The sequence below is a fragment of the Paraburkholderia phytofirmans genome (assembly GCF_046028095.1).
GTDB classification, from domain to species: domain Bacteria; phylum Pseudomonadota; class Gammaproteobacteria; order Burkholderiales; family Burkholderiaceae; genus Paraburkholderia; species Paraburkholderia phytofirmans_A.
The window spans coordinates 137,103-155,673 of sequence record NZ_JAQQDJ010000006.1 but is presented as its reverse complement, the minus strand read 5'-3'; the positions used below and the strand labels follow the sequence as shown (position 1 = coordinate 155,673).

Annotated in this window: 15 protein-coding genes and 1 riboswitch; of the genes, 5 read left to right on the top strand and 10 right to left on the bottom strand. The window is 64.2% G+C overall.

Going from position 1 to position 18,571, the window contains the following annotated elements; genetic code table 11:
- Positions 1 to 26: 26 nt before the first annotated feature.
- The 3 genes from PQR54_RS18995 to PQR54_RS18985 form a co-directional block, all read right to left on the bottom strand.
- Positions 27 to 4,025 (bottom strand): tetratricopeptide repeat protein, encoded by a 3,999-nt coding sequence (locus PQR54_RS18995; protein ID WP_408248321.1) that lies wholly within the window; start codon positions 4,023 to 4,025, stop codon positions 27 to 29.
- Positions 4,015 to 6,822 (bottom strand): sugar ABC transporter, encoded by a 2,808-nt coding sequence (locus PQR54_RS18990; RefSeq protein ID WP_408248319.1) that lies wholly within the window; start codon positions 6,820 to 6,822, stop codon positions 4,015 to 4,017. The genes PQR54_RS18995 and PQR54_RS18990 overlap by 11 nt, the downstream gene beginning before the upstream one ends.
- 303 nt (positions 6,823 to 7,125) lie before the next feature.
- Positions 7,126 to 7,404, bottom strand: a complete 279-nt coding sequence (locus PQR54_RS18985; RefSeq protein WP_408248317.1) for a hypothetical protein — start codon at positions 7,402 to 7,404, stop codon at positions 7,126 to 7,128.
- Between the two features lie 68 nt (positions 7,405 to 7,472).
- Positions 7,473 to 7,552: riboswitch (cyclic di-GMP riboswitch) on the top strand.
- 54 nt (positions 7,553 to 7,606) lie between these two features.
- On the opposite strand from PQR54_RS18985, the gene PQR54_RS18980 reads away from it, so the two are divergent.
- On the top strand, positions 7,607 to 8,479 hold the full coding sequence (locus PQR54_RS18980; RefSeq protein ID WP_408248315.1) for a spherulation-specific family 4 protein: 873 nt from the start codon (positions 7,607 to 7,609) through the stop codon (positions 8,477 to 8,479).
- 99 nt (positions 8,480 to 8,578) lie between these two features.
- On the opposite strand, the gene PQR54_RS18975 is transcribed toward PQR54_RS18980, so the two are convergent.
- The 5 genes from PQR54_RS18975 to PQR54_RS18955 form a co-directional block, all read right to left on the bottom strand.
- On the bottom strand, positions 8,579 to 9,430 hold the full coding sequence (locus PQR54_RS18975; RefSeq protein ID WP_408248313.1) for an ABC transporter ATP-binding protein: 852 nt from the start codon (positions 9,428 to 9,430) through the stop codon (positions 8,579 to 8,581).
- The gene (locus PQR54_RS18970; protein ID WP_408248311.1) at positions 9,430 to 10,173 is read right to left on the bottom strand and encodes an ABC transporter permease; all 744 of its coding nucleotides are present in this window, start codon (positions 10,171 to 10,173) and stop codon (positions 9,430 to 9,432) included. The genes PQR54_RS18975 and PQR54_RS18970 overlap by 1 nt, the downstream gene beginning before the upstream one ends.
- Positions 10,174 to 10,185: 12 nt before the next feature.
- Positions 10,186 to 10,791 (bottom strand): VOC family protein, encoded by a 606-nt coding sequence (locus tag PQR54_RS18965; RefSeq protein ID WP_408248309.1) that lies wholly within the window; start codon positions 10,789 to 10,791, stop codon positions 10,186 to 10,188.
- Positions 10,792 to 10,857: 66 nt separating this feature from the next.
- The gene (locus tag PQR54_RS18960) at positions 10,858 to 11,901 is read right to left on the bottom strand and encodes an ABC transporter substrate-binding protein (RefSeq protein ID WP_408248307.1); all 1,044 of its coding nucleotides are present in this window, start codon (positions 11,899 to 11,901) and stop codon (positions 10,858 to 10,860) included.
- 39 nt (positions 11,902 to 11,940) lie between these two features.
- Entirely contained in the window at positions 11,941 to 12,861 is a 921-nt protein-coding gene (locus tag PQR54_RS18955) for a fumarylacetoacetate hydrolase family protein (protein WP_408248305.1), read from the bottom strand.
- A 260-nt stretch (positions 12,862 to 13,121) separates the two neighbouring features.
- On the opposite strand from PQR54_RS18955, the gene PQR54_RS18950 reads away from it, so the two are divergent.
- The gene (locus PQR54_RS18950) at positions 13,122 to 13,781 is read left to right on the top strand and encodes a GntR family transcriptional regulator (protein ID WP_106312468.1); all 660 of its coding nucleotides are present in this window, start codon (positions 13,122 to 13,124) and stop codon (positions 13,779 to 13,781) included.
- A gap of 50 nt (positions 13,782 to 13,831) precedes the next feature.
- Here the strand turns inward: PQR54_RS18950 and PQR54_RS18945 are convergent, their stop codons facing one another.
- Both PQR54_RS18945 and PQR54_RS18940 read right to left on the bottom strand, forming a co-directional pair.
- Positions 13,832 to 14,779, bottom strand: coding sequence for a dihydrodipicolinate synthase family protein (locus tag PQR54_RS18945; protein WP_408248303.1), 948 nt, complete (start codon positions 14,777 to 14,779; stop codon positions 13,832 to 13,834).
- A gap of 50 nt (positions 14,780 to 14,829) precedes the next feature.
- Positions 14,830 to 15,786, bottom strand: a complete 957-nt coding sequence (locus PQR54_RS18940) for an alpha/beta hydrolase (RefSeq protein ID WP_408248301.1) — start codon at positions 15,784 to 15,786, stop codon at positions 14,830 to 14,832.
- Between the two features lie 205 nt (positions 15,787 to 15,991).
- Between PQR54_RS18940 and PQR54_RS18935 the strand changes: the two genes are divergently transcribed.
- The 3 genes from PQR54_RS18935 (at position 15,992) to PQR54_RS18925 (ending at position 18,489) form a co-directional block, all read left to right on the top strand.
- On the top strand, positions 15,992 to 16,420 hold the full coding sequence (locus PQR54_RS18935; RefSeq protein ID WP_408248299.1) for a VOC family protein: 429 nt from the start codon (positions 15,992 to 15,994) through the stop codon (positions 16,418 to 16,420).
- 8 nt (positions 16,421 to 16,428) lie between these two features.
- On the top strand, positions 16,429 to 17,373 hold the full coding sequence (locus PQR54_RS18930) for a 2-hydroxyacid dehydrogenase (protein WP_408248297.1): 945 nt from the start codon (positions 16,429 to 16,431) through the stop codon (positions 17,371 to 17,373).
- 90 nt (positions 17,374 to 17,463) lie between these two features.
- Positions 17,464 to 18,489 (top strand): porin, encoded by a 1,026-nt coding sequence (locus tag PQR54_RS18925; protein ID WP_408248295.1) that lies wholly within the window; start codon positions 17,464 to 17,466, stop codon positions 18,487 to 18,489.
- Positions 18,490 to 18,571 lie beyond the last annotated feature (82 nt).

Below are 18,571 nucleotides of genomic sequence, written 5' to 3'. Positions count from 1 at the left end.
CTTGGGATAACTATGCGAAATCCGGTTCAATAAAACCAGCTATAGCGCGCGCCGATCTGGGTCACTGGCGTGCCGAGACGCGAGACGCGCTGATGCGAGAAAAAGAGTGCCGCGTGATCGCCGCCGAACACGGTGCCCGCGAGGCCCAGGCTGATCGACGGCCCCCAGCCCTGGAACGAGTCGTGCAGCACGCCCACGTCGAGGAACGGCCGCCATGCGCGCGTGTACTGGTCGATCAGATCGTTGCCGAAACCGAAGAACAACCCGTATTGCGAGTAGGTCTGCGGAACGAAGGTCGATGCGTCGGCCGGTCCGGCGCTCGCCGGAATCAGCCGCGAAATCAGGCCGTCCGCGGAGCCGCTCGCGCCGTAGTCGCCATGCGCGCCGATCAGGCGCACCGTGTAGTCCGGATAGTTCGTGCGGATCCGATAGCCGATCTCACCCGTCGAGAGCACGCCGCTGCCGAGGTAGTTGCGCGCCTGGCTGTAGAAACGATCGGCTTCGACGGTGCCTGTCGCATACAGATGCTGCGTCGCGCGGTACGTGATCGTGCCGACCACGTTGTCCTTCATGCCGCCCACGAGCAATGCCTGCGATTCCCGCGCGGTCTGATTGCGGCCCGCTTTCAGCGCGAACGACAACGGCGAATTCCTGCCCCACTCCGCCGCCACCGACACGCTATAGAAACTGTCGAGTGCTTCGCGGCGGCCGGCGGTCACCATGAAGGCGGTGTCGTACGTTTGACGGCGCGCGTAGATCTCCACCGAGCGATCCACCGAAGGCACGTTGGTCAGTTGCGACTCGTCCGTCGAGTGCTGAAAGCGTTGGACACCGTTCACGCCGACCATGTAGAGATCAGCGACCTTGATGCTGCCCGCCAACGTCTGCTCGATATAGTCGAGCGGATGTTCGACGAAACTGGTCACGGTCGCGTCGAGCGATTGCGGCCACGTCAGCGCGGTTTGCTCCAGGCGGCTATGCAGTTCCGAATCGTAGGGCGCGCCTTCCAGGCCCTGAAACGCGAGGTTTTCCGCCGCGCCCGGACGATCCACCGCGATCGAAGCATCGATACGGTTGTAGAGCGGCAAGCGTGCGCCTTGCTGGTCGAGCAGACGCTCCATCGCGGGCTTGTCATTTTCGGCGAGCGCGATCGCGATCAGCTGCTCCGACGGCTGCACCAGCACGTCGGCGTACTGGCGAGCCAGCCAGCGCTTCGCCAGCGGATTCGCTTCATGCGACATCGCCCAGGCGAGCGCGACGTCGCGCGCCACCGACGAAGTCAATTGCGCCTGATCCGGCGACTTCGCCACGGTGGGTGCCTTCCCGGGTTGCGCGGGCGGCAGGCCGGCCGCGTCGCCGAGCAGCGTGCGGCGCGCTTCGGCGTTGTCGTTGCGGCCCGCGTCGCTCGCGAGCAGATCGATCAGGAATGCCTTCGACACGTCCGCGTTTTCGAAGATCGACGCGAGCGTGACGCGGCGGCCGAGCATCTGCTCGCGCACTTCGCCGCCCTGCGAGGCGCGCGTGCGCAGCACGATCTGGCCTTGCGCGCTGTTGGCGCGAACCTCTGCCTCCTCCTGCTGCATCTGACGCCAGACGTTGCGGCGGATCGACCAGGCGAGATCGCTGCGCCCCGCCATTTCCTGCGCTTCGGCGTAGGCGAGTTGCCACAACGGATCGCGCGACATCGACGCAGACTGCAGGCGCAGATACTTGAGCGCCGCTTCCGGCCGGTTCAAACGCATCTGCGCGGCGGCGAGCGGCCCCCACAAAACGGGCGCCTGCGCGGGCGCATCGCGCCATTCGGCGACCGCCTCGCGCAATTGCGCTTCACTGCCGTAGTCGACCAGCGTCCAGAGCAGCGCGGCGCGCAAGTCGAGCGTCGCGCCGGGCAGCGACACCGCGTGCTGCAAATCGTGCAGCGCGTCGAGCGGACGATCGATCTGGCGATAGTATTCGGCGCGCACGCGCAAAAACGCCGGGTCGGCTTCGCCGGCCGCCAGTTGTTCGGGCGTCAGGCTCTTTAGCAATGCGTCGACGCGGTCGTATTGCTCGGCATCGGTGTAATAGTGAATCGCGCTCTGCAGCGCCCGCTGCGAGTGATCGCGGCGGAACTGCAGCTCGGACGTGCGGGCCGCGTCGACCGGATACGCGTCGTAGAAGTACGTCATCGCGCTCAGATCTTCAGGCGCCGCCTGGCCGCTTGCCAGCAGATGCTTGTAGGCGTCGTTCGCGATGTCGTCACGCTGCAGCAGGCGCGCGAGCTGCGCGGCGTTGCGCCAGAACAGCACGTCGTCGTCCCTGGCGCCGCGGCGCGCGGTGAGCAGCGTGTCGAGCGCGCCCTTGTAGTCGCCGTGGCGATACAGAAGGCTCGCCGTGCGCAGCGCGTATTGCGTGTTCGACGGATAAAGCTGGTTCAGCTTGCGGTAGTAAGTCAGTGCTTCGTCGTCGTGACCCGAGCGCTCGGCGAGCTGACCCAGACGCGCGTCGATCGCTTCCGCCGGCGAATTGCGTTGACGGCTGCGCAGGAATGCCAGCGCGTCGTCAGGACGGCCGAGGCGTTCGTAGGCTGCGACCACCGAGTCGACCAGCTTCAGGTCGCCGGGCGCAGCATTCGATGCCTGGATCAACGCGGCCAGATAGGCGTTGTCGTCGTTGAGCATCGGCGCGAGGCGCATCACGTTTTTCCAGCCTTCGGGGTCGTGCGTGGCTTGCGCGTAGGCGAGCCACATCTGTAAGGCGAGCGGCGACGCGTGATTCCATTCGGCGACCTGAGCGAGGCGCTTGGTCCAGACCGGCGAACCCGGGTTCTTGCTGACCTGCTCCGCCGCCACGCGCTGAGCGTTCGGCAGATCGCTCGATTCGAGGAACGACTGATAGAGGAGGCCCGGCACGTCGTTGGAAGCGGCGGAGTTCGACGCGGCGGCCGGCGCAGCCGCGGCGCCTGATGCCGTTGCGGCGGGCGCAGCAGCAGCAGCGGGTTTCGCGGATGCCGGCGCAGCGGTGGACGCCGCGACGCGCACGACATGCACCTCGCGCGAACCATGGGTACTCGCGCGCATGGCAAAACCGGCCCGAGCTTGCGGACCATCCATATAGGCGTACTGTCCCTGCGCGCCCTCTTTACCTGAACGTTCGCGGATAAAGTCGACGAGCCGCAGCGCGCCGTCCTCTTCCGGCTGAGCCTGCGCGTAGCCGGCCAGCGCCTTCGCGTAACGGTCCACGAGATCCGGACGATGCGCCGCGCGCGCCAGATTCAGCAGCACCACGAGCGTTCCGTGATCGTGCCTGAATTCGGCACCGTGTTGATCCGCGGCAGCGAGCGCTTCGTCGAGCAGATTGCCCGACTGCAAGGCCTTGATGCCTTCAATAAAGCACTGACGTCTCGCATCGAACGTCGCCGCGCCGGCTTGCAAACGGAACCAGCCGTTCGCCGCGCCGCGATAGTCGCCGCCATACATGGCGAAGCGCACTACTTCGCGGTTCCAGCGCGTTTGCTGCGCGGGGTCCTGCTCAGCGAGGCGCGCGTAGAGTTGCCCGGCGAGTTGCTGCGCATTCACCGACGCAGCCGCCTCGGCCAGCATCTGCAGATCGGCATTCGACCACGTCAGCGCAGCCGCATTCGTGAGCTGCGCGCGCAAACGGGCGAGCGCGGCTTCGCGGCCCGGATCGTTGGCGGGCAGCGCGAACGTCTCGCGCGTGTCGACCGTCAGACGCAGCAACTGCGCCGCGCGGCGCAGGTGGTCGTCCGGAATCGCCTCCATGCGGGCAGCGATACGGCGCGCGTCCTCGTTGCGGCCCAGACGCACGTACTGCGTGCCGAGCACCGAGAGGATTTCCGAGTTGTCGGGCTGCACGCGCAGCCATGCTTCCAGGTACGCGATGCTGAGATCGCTCGGCGCGTCGGTCGACGTCATCCGGCTGCGCAGACCGCCGCGCGGATGCACGAGATAGAGCGTGATCAACACCACGCCCGCGAGCAGCAGGACGAGCCACGTGGGCGCGATGCGAGGGCGATTATCGACCACAAGCGACCTCGATTGACTGATAGTTCAATTTCTGTCCGACGTCGGCCGGCGTATCGAAACGCAGGAATTCGCCGTCGCGACGCGTCGCGACAGGCTGTTTATTGACGCTGACCTTGCACTGCTGCGCGTTGGCCAGCTTGACGAACGGCTGATAGTGACCGGCGAACTCGAAACGCACGCCCTGCGCCGTGCGCTGGAAGTTGCGCACGAATCCGTTGGCTTCGCCGATATACGGCGCCGCGTTCGTGGCCGTGGCGTTGCCGATCGCAAAGCGCGCGCTGCCGCCGTCGATATGGATATACGTGCCGTCCGGACCGTTTGCGAAACCCGTCACGCCGGAAGCATCGGCCAGCGACGGTTTCGCCGCCTGCGGCCAGTGCAGTTCGCGCACCTCGCCGTTGCCGCGCACGATCCAGTCGTTCGCCTGCGGGCCCACCTCTTTCGCCACCGCGAACGTGTGCCAGTCGAGCACCTTGCGGATGTACTCGCTCACGTAGACCGGCATCACCGGCTGCTTGAGCACCGTCGAGAAGATCTGGTCGAGCGCGCGCAGCGAGGCCACCTTGGTGCCGCTATACATGTGGTAGTAGATATCGATCGGCTTGAAGCGCAGCGGCTTGTCGGTCATCGAGAAAGTTTCGAGCACGCGCTGGAAGCCGTAGAACGGGCCTTGCCAGTCGTTCGTGTAGACGTTCTCGTCCTGATTCGGCGCATACACCTGATAGGCACCCGGCCCCTTGTCCACGCCGATCGGCGCGATATTGGTCCAGCTATTGGCCGATTTCGTGATGACCGTGTCGCCGCCGTTGAAGTTGTAGACCCCGGCTTCGTACACCTTGCGCACGACGAAACCCGGCGGACGGCAGTCGCCGGACCATTGCAGCAGCACGGTTTTCTTTCCGGGCGGCGCAAGGCGCGTGTTGATGTAATCGATCGAACCGGTGATCTCGCGGTCGATATTGAAGTGATACCCCGGAATGTTCAGCGAGAACGCCGCGTCGCCGCCTCCGCGATCCACCTGTGCGCCGGTCTTGCTGTCCACCTGCTCCCACTGGAACGGATGCGAGTACGTGTGCGTGCCGATCTCCACGTGCGGCAGCGCGAACATCTTGCGCGCGATCTCTTCGAGGCGCGGCGAGATATCCGGATGCAGACCCTTGGGACCTACTTCACCTTCGATCACCGAGAGCGTCATCGGCACCTGATAGCGGGTGAAGATCTGCTGGTACAGCGCTTCGCCGGAATAGTCGGGACCGGGGAATTCGGCCCGCGAGGCGAAACCGTCGCCGTCCACGTGGGACATGAACAGACGCCGGCCGTTTTCAGTCGTGACGCTCGGCGACGGCATGTCCTGCAAATGCAATGCGGCTTTCATGAACGCCATCGGCTGGATCGCCCAGCGTTCCTGCTCGATGCTGTCGAGCGACGCCACGGTGTACGGGCTGAGCGCGTAGCCGCCCCACGGCGTGAGCGCGACCTGATCGAGCAGCACGCCGTTGGCCGAAACACGCAGCAACGACTGGCTGCGCGAGCCCACGCGCACGCCTTGCAGATCGCGCGGTTCGGGCTTCGGGCTGATTTCGAAGCCGACCATCGGATCGCTCTTGACCACCGTGACCGGCGCGGCCAGCGTGCCGCCCACGGCTTGCAGATCGAGCGCCGCGCCTGCCGAACCGGCCGCGTCGAAGCCGAACGCGCCGAGGAAGGCGACCGGCACGTGGTCCGCCATGCGAGCCGCGACCCAGCGTTGCCACGCCTCGGGATCCGGCACCGCGCCGCGCTGAATCCACGCGACCACACCGGCGTAACGGTCCGGCGTAATGGCGTCGGGCAGACGCGACGAGAAGTCGGCGTACTCGACGTCGTAACCCATATAGTTGAGCGGCGTGGCCAGATCGCGCACGCCGGCGCTCAGGTCGAGCGGATCTTTGGTATCACGGTCCTGCACGACGAGAATCTTGCGCGGCAGGACCTCGATCTTGCCGATGCCGACCACGTCGCGTGCCTTGCTCGTCACATAAGGCAGCATGCCGGCCGACACGACGCGCGCGGCGGTGTCGCGGGCGCATTGCCGGTCGTTGCGTGCGCAATATTCCACCGACACCACCGGTACGCCGCTTTGTTGCGTGAACGCGCGCGCATCCGCAATGCGTTGTGCGCGCAACGCTTCGGGGATTTCCAGAAGCTGGCCGCTGTCGTCGATACCGCGCACCAGCGAATCGCCGACTACCGCGTAGAGCGAGTTCGCCACCGGCAGCGCGTTGCGCATGACTTCGGCGCCGCCCGCTACGAGGCGCGCGTCCGGATGAGCTTGATGAATGCGGCCGGCGGCGGCCACAGCCGCGGGCGTATCGAGCAGGAAGCCACGATAGCCGCGCTGCCACAACGGCTCGATCTGGCTGGAGAGGAACGCGTCGGCCGAACCGGCGGACTCGGCGCCGCTAGTGCGCGCGATCCACGTGGTGTGCGCCAGCGGATGAGCCGCCGGTTCGAAACCCGTGGCGGGGTCGACCACGACGGCGTCGAATGCTTGCAATTCGCCGACAGGCGGATTGGCTGCATAGAAGAAAGCGAGGTTGGGTGCAGACGCGGCGGAGTGAGCCGCCGCCGCAGCGGACTGCAACGGTGCGGCTTCAGCCTGCGTCGCTGCCTGAGTCACTGCGTGTGTCGCAAGCGGTGCAATACCGGCCGCGCCAAGCACTACCGCAATCAAGGTTCGCGTAAGAAATCTTTCGCCCGCACGTTCGACAACCCCGCAAGAGTCCCCGCCGGCGCATGCCCGGGTCCGCTTCTTCATCGCCAAAATCTTTTCCCCGTTCAATCTGAACGCGAGCGGCCTTCTCCCACATAAGGAGAAAGTTTCCGCTTGCGGATTTTCAAGCCGGCCCGTCGGCATTATTTACATCGCGCAAAAATCACGTTGCGGCGGATGCGATACCGACTTTTTGTTTGGTTACTGGTAAGGCCGTGGACGATATCACATGACATAGGGTGCCTCAAGCTCGCTTATGGCATCTGGGCAATCCGGACGGTTAAATAGTGGCAAATGCATCCACTTGAATTCAAAGGCAAACGATTGCGCGACGCGACAGGCCTGATTTCAAACGGCGGGGCCGCTTAAAATCAAATCGTCAAGCAAGCCGCCAATGTGTTGGAAAATGGCCGCACAGCCTCCGGATCGGCCGCGGCGTCCGTTAATTCCTCTGATCATTAAATCATATGGTAACTGCGCCGACATACTCTCGGCCCAGCTTCTTTCAAATATTTTTAACCAGTGGCTAACAGGCAAATACGTCGGTGCGCCGACCGCGAGCGCTCCGCTCGCCAGCAATAAGTACCGAAACTCATGGACAGGGATTAATTTTCCGATATGCTTCACGGGCATTCGATTCAAACGCTGCGAATAAATAAATCGGCCCCCTAAAGAAAATTCAGGGGATGCCGTAAGCGCAGTTTGGGCAAACCCGGAGCGATCCGGCGACGCAAAACTACAGGGACTCCTTCGCGGGAGTTTGCCAGTTGCCCGCCGTATCCACGGCGGGCCAATCGACAGCGGTGACCACACCGCGTCAGGAGGCTACATGCAAGAAAATCGGGGAATGGGTGCAGTTGCGTTTGTGGCTTCGGAATCGGCGGAAGCAATCCGTGTTTTGGGCCGCACAGGTAGAAGTCTGAAACGGGCCGGGCTGATCGCGGGCCTGCTAGTTGTGGGATGTCTGAACGGCACAGCCTTCGCGGCGACCACGGCAACCACGACGACCACCAGTCTCGTCGTACCTTCCTACTTCAATGCCACCAGCAGCGTCGCGAACTGGAACAGTCTCGTGACCTCCGCGCGCAAGGTGCCGACCACGGCCATCCTGAATCCCAACAGCGGCCCCGGCACCAGGGAAGATCCCAACTACGCGGCGGCCACCGCCAAGCTTCGCGCCGCCGGCGGCAAGGTGCTGGGCTATATCTCCACCTCGTACGGCAAGCGCTCGCTTTCCGCGGTCGTGACCGACATCAATGCTTACGTGGCGATGTATAAGGTGGACGGCTTCTTCATCGACGAGATGACGTCCGACAGCCAGATGTCGCACATCCAGTTCTATCAGTCGATCTACAACTACATCAAAGGATTGAACGCCACCTACTCGGTGACGGCCAATCCGGGCACCAACATTCCCGAGCTCTACGCGAGCTTGCCGACGGCCGACCAGTTCGTCGTATTCGAAAGTACCGCGAAGAGCTATGCGAAATACCAGCCGATGAGCTGGCAGGCCGCCTATCCGAAGAGCCGCTTCGTACACATGGTGTACGGCGCGACCGCCGCGCAGTTGCCGGGTGTCGTGCAATACGCGAAGACGCATGGCGCGGGCGGCGTGTATGTCACGTCGCTCTCCGGCGGCAATCCGTATAAGGCGCTGCCGCCCTACTGGAACGATGAAGTCACGGACGCCGCCGCGCGTTGATGAGCCGACTCATATCGACATCGACATGATGTATGCAGCGGCCGGCGACGCCGGCCGCTGCATCTCGTGAACGACGCAGCCGCTGCGTCCTGAGCGTGACTAGAACACGCCCATCAGTTTCGACAACTGCGAAACGTACTCGCCATATAGCGGATCGCTTTTCACCTGATCGGGTTGTCTCGGCCTCGGCAGATCGATCTTGACGTCGTGAATCACGCGACCGGGGCGCTCGGACATCACCAGCACCCGGTCCGACAGAAATACGGCCTCGTGGATGCTATGCGTGACCAGCAACACGGTGAGCGTGCTCTGCTGCCAGATTCTCAGCAACTCGACATTCAGGCGGTCGCGCGTGAGCGCATCCAGCGCGCCGAAGGGTTCGTCCATCAACATCACGCGTGGCTCGAGCAGCAGAATCTGCCCGATCGCGGCGCGCTGCCGCATGCCGCCCGACAACTCATGCGGATAGCGGTCGGCGAACGCCGTCAGACCCAATGTTTCGAGCAAGGCGGGAAGGCGCTGATCCACTTGCGCGCGCGGCAGATTCCGCAATTTCGCGCCGAGCCGGATATTGGCGCCGACGCTCAGCCACGGCAGCAGATTGCTGGTCTGAAACACCACACCGATGTCCGGCACCGGCGCGCCGATCGGTTCGGCGCCGAGGAGAATGCGGCCTTCGTCGCAGGGCACGAGACCCGCGACCATGCGCAGCAAGGTGCTCTTGCCGCAACCGCTCGGCCCCAGGATCGAAACGAATTCGCTCTCGCGAATCTGCATCGAGACGCTGTCGAGCGCGCTGAACGCTTGCGCGCCGCCGCGCGCGGCGAAACGCTTGCCCACCTGCTCGACCGAGATCAGCGCGGGCGCTGTCTCGTCCTTGTGCAGTGGATGAGGCGCCGCGCCGGTTTCCGCGGCGCGCTGCACGATACGCAACTTGTCGACCAGTGCCATCAGACCGTCACTCCTCTCCACCATACGCCGCGCGAAACCAGTTCGACGGCCCAGTAAAACAGCATGGCCAGCGCGGTCACCATCAGGATCGCCGCGAACGAAAGCGCTGTCTGCGCGTTCGAGGTCGCGAAGACGATCAGATGCCCGAGCCCGGACTCCGAACCGATGAACTCGCCGACAATCGCGCCGATCACCGCGAGCGGCATGGCGATCTTCAAGCCGTCGATCAGCGCGGGCAACGCGGCAGGCAAGCGCAAATGCCAGAAGGTTCTGGCCGGCGACGCGCCAAGCGCGCGGAAATGCTCATCCAGATTACGCGGCACGCCGGCCAGACCACCCATCGTCGCGATCACGATCGGGAAGAACGCGAACAGCACGGCCGCGGCCAGCTTCGAGGCGAATCCATAGCCGAACCATACGATCAGCAAGGGCGCGAGCGCGATCTTCGGCATGCTCTGCAACGCGGTGACGAGCGGGAACAAGGTGCGTCGCGCGATGCCCGACATACTCGCGAGCAGGCCGATCGCAAGACCGCCGACTAGCGCCAGCGCGAAACCGGCGAACACTTCCCAGGCGGTCGCGAGCGTATCCGCGAGCAACTGGCCGCGCATCTCCCAACCGGCGGCGAACACCTGCGAGAGCGCCGGCAGCACGTAGTCACGCGTGCCCGTCCAGCGCACGCCGAACTCCCAGACCAGGCCGATCACGATCCAGAACGAGACGGTTTCGATCAATCGCTTCATAAGGGTTCCAAATTATGTCTGGGCGGAAGGATCGGATTTCGTCGCTTCTTCAGCGCTGGTTGGCGTGTCGCCTTGCGCTGTTTGCGCCGCCTTCTGCGCGACCAGGTGCGGCGGCGGTGGGACCACGAAGCGCTCGAAGCGATATTGATCGAACGATTCGATGGTGCGCTCCCACACCTGCGGCTCATGTTCGTCGCGCTCGCCGATCTGCGTCATCTCGCAGTACACCTCGACGTTGTTGCCGTCCGGATCCTTGAACACGAGGAACAGGTTATTACCCGGACCATGCCGGCCTATGCCGCGCACGATCTCCACGCCATGCTCCTGCAGTACCTTGACCGAGCGCTCCATTTCCTCATAGCTGTCGATCAGATAAGAGAAGTGTTCGAGTCCCGGCCGAGAATAGCGCGGCAGGTCGTTGAAATCGGCGGAATCTTTCGGCAGTTGCGCAAGCGCGAGATCGTGGTGATCGCTGCCGGCGCGCAGAAACACCATCTGATCGCCAATCCAGTCGGATACTTTGAGGCCTAGCACTTCCGTGTAAAAGCGCGCGGACTTCTGGATGTCGCGCACCATCAGCACCATGTGTCCAAGCCGCTTAGGACGCAAACTGTTCATTCCCTGTCTCCTTTGTCATGCACTGGCTGCGGTCTAAGTGCGGTTTAATGCGGTCTCAACCGCGCTTCATTCCACGAACCGGTTCGTATAGAGGTCGGCCGCCTTGATCTTCGCGCCGGTGTTAAATGCGTGCGACACGAATGCCGCGGTGGCGTCCATGCGTGCCGGCCGCAACCAGCCGGTCTTGTGTTGCGCGGGGTCGTCGCTGATCAGGCCGTTGGTCTCGACGATCTGCTGCAACAGGATCGTCTTGTCGAGCACCGGATATTGCGCCGCGATCGCATCGGCGGCTTCCTGCGGATGCTCGCGCATCAGCGCATAGCCGCGATAGGTGGCGGCCACGAAGCGCTTGACCACGTCCGGATGCTGGGCCACGAAAGTGTCCGTCGTGACGATACCGTTGCCCATCATGTCCAGACCGAAATCGCGGTAATACACCTTACCCAGTTGCTGCCCTGCCCGCTTCGCCAGCGCGGCCTGCACCGGCAGGCTCGCGCCTTCCCAGCACTCGGACAGATCGATGCGCTTCTGCAGTAACGCGGTGTTGATCACCGCCGGATCGAGCCGCACCGTCTTGATCGCATCGGGCGCCATGCCGTTCTGCTTCAGCCAGGCCGGCATGATGTTCTGCACCGGCGACGCGCCGCCGCCACCCAGCGTCATGCCGGCGAGATCCTTCAGCGAACTGACCTTGAAACCGGGCCGTTCCAGATAACACATCGCACCGGGCCAGCGCGTGTTGATCGCGCCGACCATCACGGCATGGCCGCCGTGCGCGCGATTCAGCATCACGCTTACGGGGTCGCCGTAGCCGAACTCGAACAGACCGCCATCCACTTCATTGACGGTGCGTTGGCCGCCATAGCCGCGCATCACGCTGACATCGAGCCCCGCCTCGCGGTAGTAGCCCTTGGCCTGAGCGAGCAGAATGCCGCCCGTGCTGCCCTGCGGCAGCCACGCCAGATTGACGCGCACCTTGTCAGCAACCTGCGCGGCCGCGTGGACGCCGGTGAAGAGCGTCGCGGCGGCCAGCGCTACCGTGCTCAACGCCGCGCGCCGCGTCAGTCGCGACGCTCGCTGCGCCACCGCGCGTCGTATCCGCTGCAACATGTCGTGTCCCCGTCAATGAATAGAGTCAATGGATGGCGCTCAGCCCGCGACCAATGGATTCTCGATCGAACCGATGCCGTCGATGGAAGCGACCATCACGTCGCCCGCCTTCAGATAAATGCCGCGTCCCATGCCGACGCCGGTCGGCGTGCCCGTGGCGATCAGATCGCCGGGCTGCAGCGTGAGGATCGTCGATAAATATTCGATCTGCTCGGCGATGTTGAAAATCATCCCGGACGTGTTGCCGTCCTGCATCATTTCGCCGTTCACCGAAAGACGCATGCGTAGATTCTGCGGCTCGGCAATGCACGCACGCGGCACGAACCACGGCCCGAGCGGACCAAAGGTATCGAAACTCTTGCCGCGAAACCAGTCGTGTTTGAACGGATAGTCGGTGCGGCGATTCAGGTCGCGCGCGCTGACGTCGTTCAGAATCGTGTAGCCGGCAATGTAGTCATAAGCATCGTGCTGGGCGATGTGGCGGCCGGTTTTGCCGATCACCACGGCCAGTTCCACTTCCCAGTCGACCCGCTCGGCGTGCGGCGGAATCACGACGTCGGCAAGCGTGGGCACCACACTCGTCTCGGCTTTCATGAACATGTACGGCGTGCTTTCCTCGCGCGGCGCGAGTTCGGTGCCCATCTCCCGAGCGTGCTCGTAATAGTTCGAAGCGGCCGCGAAAATACGCCGCGGCTGGAACGGCACGCATAGCGTGTGCCCTTGCAACGCGGCGATCTCCAGCGAGCCCGCCTCGATCGCGCGCGCCGCCCGTTCAAGCCGTTCGACAGCGGCGGCGCCGTCCGTCTCCCAGCCGGCGATCAGCGTGCCGACATCCGCGAGCGGCGCCTCTGGCGCGAGCTGCTTCAACGCGGCGTGCGCGTCGTACAGCTTGCCGCCGACAGCCAGGCCAGTGCCGCTGCGGCCATTCAATTCGTAGGTTGCGATACCAAACCAGGTCACGTCTTGCCTCGCTTTCTGTAGGGATGAATTTTCGACTGTCGAGGACTCAATAACCGGACTGAAATACTCGTATACATTCAGTCATTGGTGTATTTTTATTAAAATCCTCGTATACACTAATCGGGGCGTGAACACGTTCGCGCGTACACTGCATGAACTTGCAAAGGCCGGATATGCGCGGTGGCGATTGAGGCGGCTGGGTCGCTGGCGCATAATGAGGGCCGCCTGCCCACGGTTTCGCTCAACCCACGACCATCACGATGACCACGCTCTCCTCCAAGATTTACCGCCTGCTGTGCGACGAGATCATCGACGGCGCGCTCGAACCGGGCCAGAAGCTCGAAGAAGCGGCGCTCGCCGAACGCTTCAACGCGTCGCGCACGCCGATCCGCGAAGCGCTGCGCGAGCTGGCCGCGCGCGGCCTGGTCGAGCTGACGCCGCGCAAAGGCGTGGTGGTCGCGCAGTTCAGCATCGACGAACTCGCCGACATGCTCGAGGCCATGTGCGAACTCGAGGCGCTGTGCTGCCGTTTGAGCGCGCAGCGCATGAGTCTCGTCGAGAAGAAGCAGCTCGAAGAACTGCAGACCGAAATGAACGCCGCGATCGCGCGCGGCGACGAGACGGAGTACTTCGCACTCAATCGCGAATTTCACGAACTGATCTGCAAAGGCGCGCAAAGCAAGTCGCTGGCGCAGATCATGGCGGTGCAGCGTCAGCGTCTGGCGGGCTTTCGCGCCGCGCAGCCGGCTTCGCCGTCGCGCTTCGAAGCGGCGACCGACGAGCATCGCGAGATCGTGTCCGCCATCCTCAACTCCGAACCGGAACGCGCGTACAACGCCATGCGCGATCACACCGCACGGCTGTCGATCGTCGTGCTCGGCCGGCTCAAGCGCCAGCGCACGGAGCGCGAGAACGCCTGAGGTTGCGGCGTTTGCCGGCGTCGCGGCATGCGCCGTCACGCGCTGCGTGTTCATGCGGCCACCGTCGCAAGTGTTGCCATCGCGGGCATCGAAAAATCCAACGCCTGAAGCTGCTGCAAAAGCGCGCCTGATTGCGCGGGGTTCATCGGCGTCAGCGGCGGACGCACGCGGGTCCACGACTCGTCGTTCGTGAAGTGCGCGACGATATGCTTCAACGCCGGGATCATCGGTTGCGCCTGGACGGCCAGCCGCACCGTCGCCACTTTGCCTTCCCACACCGCCCGCTCTTCCAACGTCGCCGCGTTTAGCAGACTCGCGATCGCCTGCGGCTGAATATTCGCGGTCGCTGAAATGCAGCCGGCGGCGCCGAGCGGCAGCGCCTTGCCGAGCAACGCCTCGGACGCGGGAAACACCGCGAAGCCGGGAAACTTGCGCAGCATCGCTTCGGTGTTAACCCAGTCGCCCGAACTGTCCTTGATGCCTACCACCGTCTGCGGATACGCCGCGATCAGCCGCTCGATCAACGTGTGCGTGATCGGCACGCCAGTGAACTGCGGGATGTGATACAGCAGCACGCGCAACCGATCCGAACCGATTGCCTGGATCACGTCGGAGTAGTACGCGAACAGACCGTCGTCGCTGACGCCCTGATAGAAGAACGGCGGCAACATCAACGCGCCCGCGCAACCGGCCTCGCATGCATGACGCGTCAACGCGATCGCGTCGGGCAACGCGCACGAGCCGGTGCCCGGCAACATGTGCGCGGGATCGATGCCGGCCTCGATCACGTCATCCAGCAATGCGTGACGCTCGGTCATAGCCAGCGAGTTAGCCTCGCTGTTGGTGCCGAATAGCGCGAGGCCCGCGCCCTGCCCGACCAGCCAGCGGCAGAACGCGACGAACCGCGGCGCGTCGATCCGCGAGTCGCTGGTGAACGGCGTGATGACCGGCGCGAACACGCGTGGTGTCGCAAAAGCGGACGGCCTGTGGATGACCATGCGGAGCTCCTTGATATGGGATGCGCACGAAAGCGCCTGGACCTGCGCGCTCATGCGCCGAAAAAATCGAGCATGGCGTCGCCTAACAGCGTCTCGCCCGAATCGAAATGCGCGACCACCGAGGTGTGGTTGTGCCGCAGCATCTGCACGAAACGTGGTGCGCGTTGCGCGGCCGCGTCGCCGGCACTGCGGCGCGCCGTCAACACACGCTCGAAAAACGCCGCGCCGTAGGCATCCAGATAGGGGTTCTCGTATTCGGCGACGACCACCATCAGTGGCGTGTCGAAATACGCCGCGTGAGTCAGCGGCGAACGTGCGGCGTAGCGTGTTTCGTCGGCGCCGAAATAGGCGCGCACGCCGGCGGCGTTGGGATTGTCGACGTGCACGTCGGCGACGAGCCGCGCGCTGATCAGCACGGCGCCCGCGACGCGCGGCATGCTTCCGCGCAATTCGCTGAAGAGCGGGTCGCACAGATACGTGGCGACATGCGCGCCGCCCGCCGAGTGGCCGACCAGAAAGATTCTTTGCGGATTGCCGCCGAATTCGCCGACGTGTTTCAGCGCCCAGTCCAACGCGGCGGCGACATCATCGGCGCCGGCTGGATACGGCGCATCGGGCGCAAGCCGGTATTCCACGTTCAGCGCGACGCAGCCTTGCCGGGCAAACCAGCGCGACACGTTGTCGTAGATGAGTCCGTTGAAGCTCTTGCTGCCGCGCAGAAACGCACCGCCGTGGACGAACAGCACCACATCGGCATTGCCATTGCGGCGCGTTTCTTCGGACGCGAACACGTCCAGACGCTGCCGCTCGTGGCTGCCGTAAGCCAACTCGCGCGCGGCTTCGAACGATTCGCCGGCATCGCGCGCCGCCGCCACCAACGGCGAATACGCGTCGATCACCAGATCGCGATGGCTGTTGATGTCGCGTCCCCACACCGGCCCGATCTGCGCAAAGCGCTGCCTGAGCGCGGCGGAGAGACTGCCCAACGGTTCCTGCAAGGTGTGCATCGGTGGTCCTCATGCATTGCAGCGATTCAGCGCGGCCGCCTCGGCCAGCGCATGAGGACCATTCTGGTATATCAAATCCTTTTTGTGTATACATTTTCTGTACGTAGTATACCTGGTGAAGTTGCGGACACTCTTGATTCACAGTCACGACAACCCTCTTCTCGCCCGCGGGCGAATCACCTTCAGGACAACGCAAGGACATCACATGGACAAGCTCCGTCATATCGCGCTTTCAGTCGAAGATCCGGAAGCGGCCGCGCAATTTTTCGAGCAGGCATTCGGCATGCGCCGCGCGGGCAACGCGATGCGCGGCATCTACATGACGGACGGCACGATGAACGTGGCGCTGCTCGACTTCAAGGACGAGACCGTGCCCGGCTACGCCGGCCTGAAGGACGTGCGCGGCGTGATCCACTTCGGCATGTGGGTGGATAACGTCGAAGCCACCGCGGCGCGCGTGGTCGCGGCGGGCGGCACCTATCTGACGGGACGCCACGAGAAAGACCCGAATGTGTTCTACGAAGTGAAGTACCGCATGCCCGACGGCACCGTGTTCGACATCACCGAAAACGGCTGGAAAGGCGCGGTTAAAGAAGTAGCGCCGGCCGCGCAATCAGCCGACCCGCAAGCGTGAGCGGCCGCATGAGCGCCACCCACGTGCTCGCGCTGATCCCGCTGCCCGACACGACGCTCGATGCGCTGCGGCGCGCTTACACGCTGCATTACCTGCCGGATGGCTGGCCTGAAACGTGGCCTGCCGGCGTCGACCTGACGACGGTGCGCGCGGTAGTGACCAACGGCTCGACCGGTTTGTCCGAAGCGCGGATGGCTTCGCTGCCTGCGCTCGAGATCGTCAGCGCGTTCGGCGCGGGCTACGAGAACGTCGATGTCGCCGCGGCCGCGCGACGCGGCATCGTGGTCACGCATGCACCGGGCGCGAATGCGGCGACCGTCGCCGATCACGCCATTGGTCTGCTGCTCGCACTCGCGCGTGGCTATGCGCCGCTCACCGGCGCGGTGCGCGCCGGCAACTGGCGCACGTCGCGCGGCGAGCGTGCCACGCTGACGGGTGCGCGGCTCGGGATAGTCGGCATGGGCCGCATCGGCAGATTGATCGCGGCGCGCGCGCGGGGTTTCGACATGACGCTCGGCTATCACGCGCGCGGGCCGCATGCAGACGCGCCGGGCCGCTACTACAGCCGGCTCACGGAACTCGCCGCCGCCAGCGACTTTCTCGCGATCGCCTGCAACGGCGGTCCGGCGACGCAGCATCTGGTCGATCGCGAGGTCTTGTACGCGCTCGGGCCGCACGGCTACGTGGTGAACGTCTCGCGCGGCTCGGTGCTCGACACGCAGGCCTTGCTCGACGCACTGGCAGACCGCACGATTGCCGGCGCGGGGCTCGACGTGATCGAACACGAACCGGAGGTGCCGCGCGGGTTGCTCGATCATCCCGACGTGCTCGTCACACCGCACATCGCGGGACGCTCGCCCGCCTCGCTGATAGCGCAACGCGACGCATTGATCGCCAGCCTGGCCCAGCACTTCACGCACACACCCGTCGAATTCGCAGTGCGCACTGTCTGACACGCGGCGGCGCGGCGGTGCACCGCGCCGCGCCGCCGATCCGCTGTCTTTGCTGTCTTCGCTATTCCCAACCGCTCACAAGGACTCGCTATGAACGTTCGATCGTTGGGCGCGCTCGCGCTCATTTGCGTCGCCGCATGGGGTATCGCTTCACGTGCTGTGCAGGCGCAGACGTCCGTCACGTTGTATGGCCTCGTCGGGCTGGATATCGCCAGCAGCAAACGCAGCAACGGGCCACCCGCCGCACTCGCCGAACAGAGCCCCGGGCTCACGGCGCCCTACTGGGGCATCCGTATCAACGAAGAACTCGGTGCCGGCTATCGCGCGATCGCCGTGCTCGAGAGCTTCTTTCAGCCGACCAACGGCGGTCTCGGCCGCACCGCCGCCGATCCCTTCTGGGGACGTAATTCGTATGTCGGCATTGCCGGGCCGTTCGGGCGCGTGACGCTCGGACGGCACACCAATCTGCTCTACCTCGCCGAGCAGGTCGCCAACCCATTCCAGGCGTCGATCCTGTTTTCGCCGCTCGTCATGCAGACCTTCACCGCGCCCTACGGCGGCGCGATTGCCGGCGACACCGTCTGGAATAACGGCATCCAGTACACCAGCCCGAATCTGAATGGCGTGACGGCCACGGCCGTGTATGCGCCCGACGGATTCGCGGGCGCCAACGGGATTTACAACGCCGCGTTTTCCGCGCTCTACGCCGGCGGTTCGCTCACCGCTGTCGCGACGGTACAACGCACGCGCGTGGTTGCGGGTGTCGCGTCGCCGACACAGAACGCATACATCGTCGGCGCCGCGTACGACTTTTCGCTCTTCAAGCTGTATGGCGCACTGCAAGGACTGCGCACCGATTCAACCGACGTCGGCGCCCACACCTTCGAAGCCGGCCTGTCCGTGCCGCTGACCTCGCAGCTCACCGCCCTCGCCGAATGGGCGTACACGCGACGCAGCGCGCCGAAAAACATCGTCACCGGCCGCAATACGGGCTCCGCGGGGCTCGACTACTTCCTGTCCAAACGCACCGATCTATACCTGCTCACCGTCTACGACCGGCTTTCCGGCTACGGCACCGCGCTGACTTATGCGGCCGGAATCCGGCATCTGTTTTGACGCGCGATGCCATTCGGGTCAACCCGCTATAACCAAAACGTTGTTTTGTATAAAAAAATAAAGCTCGGAATCCAAATTTTGC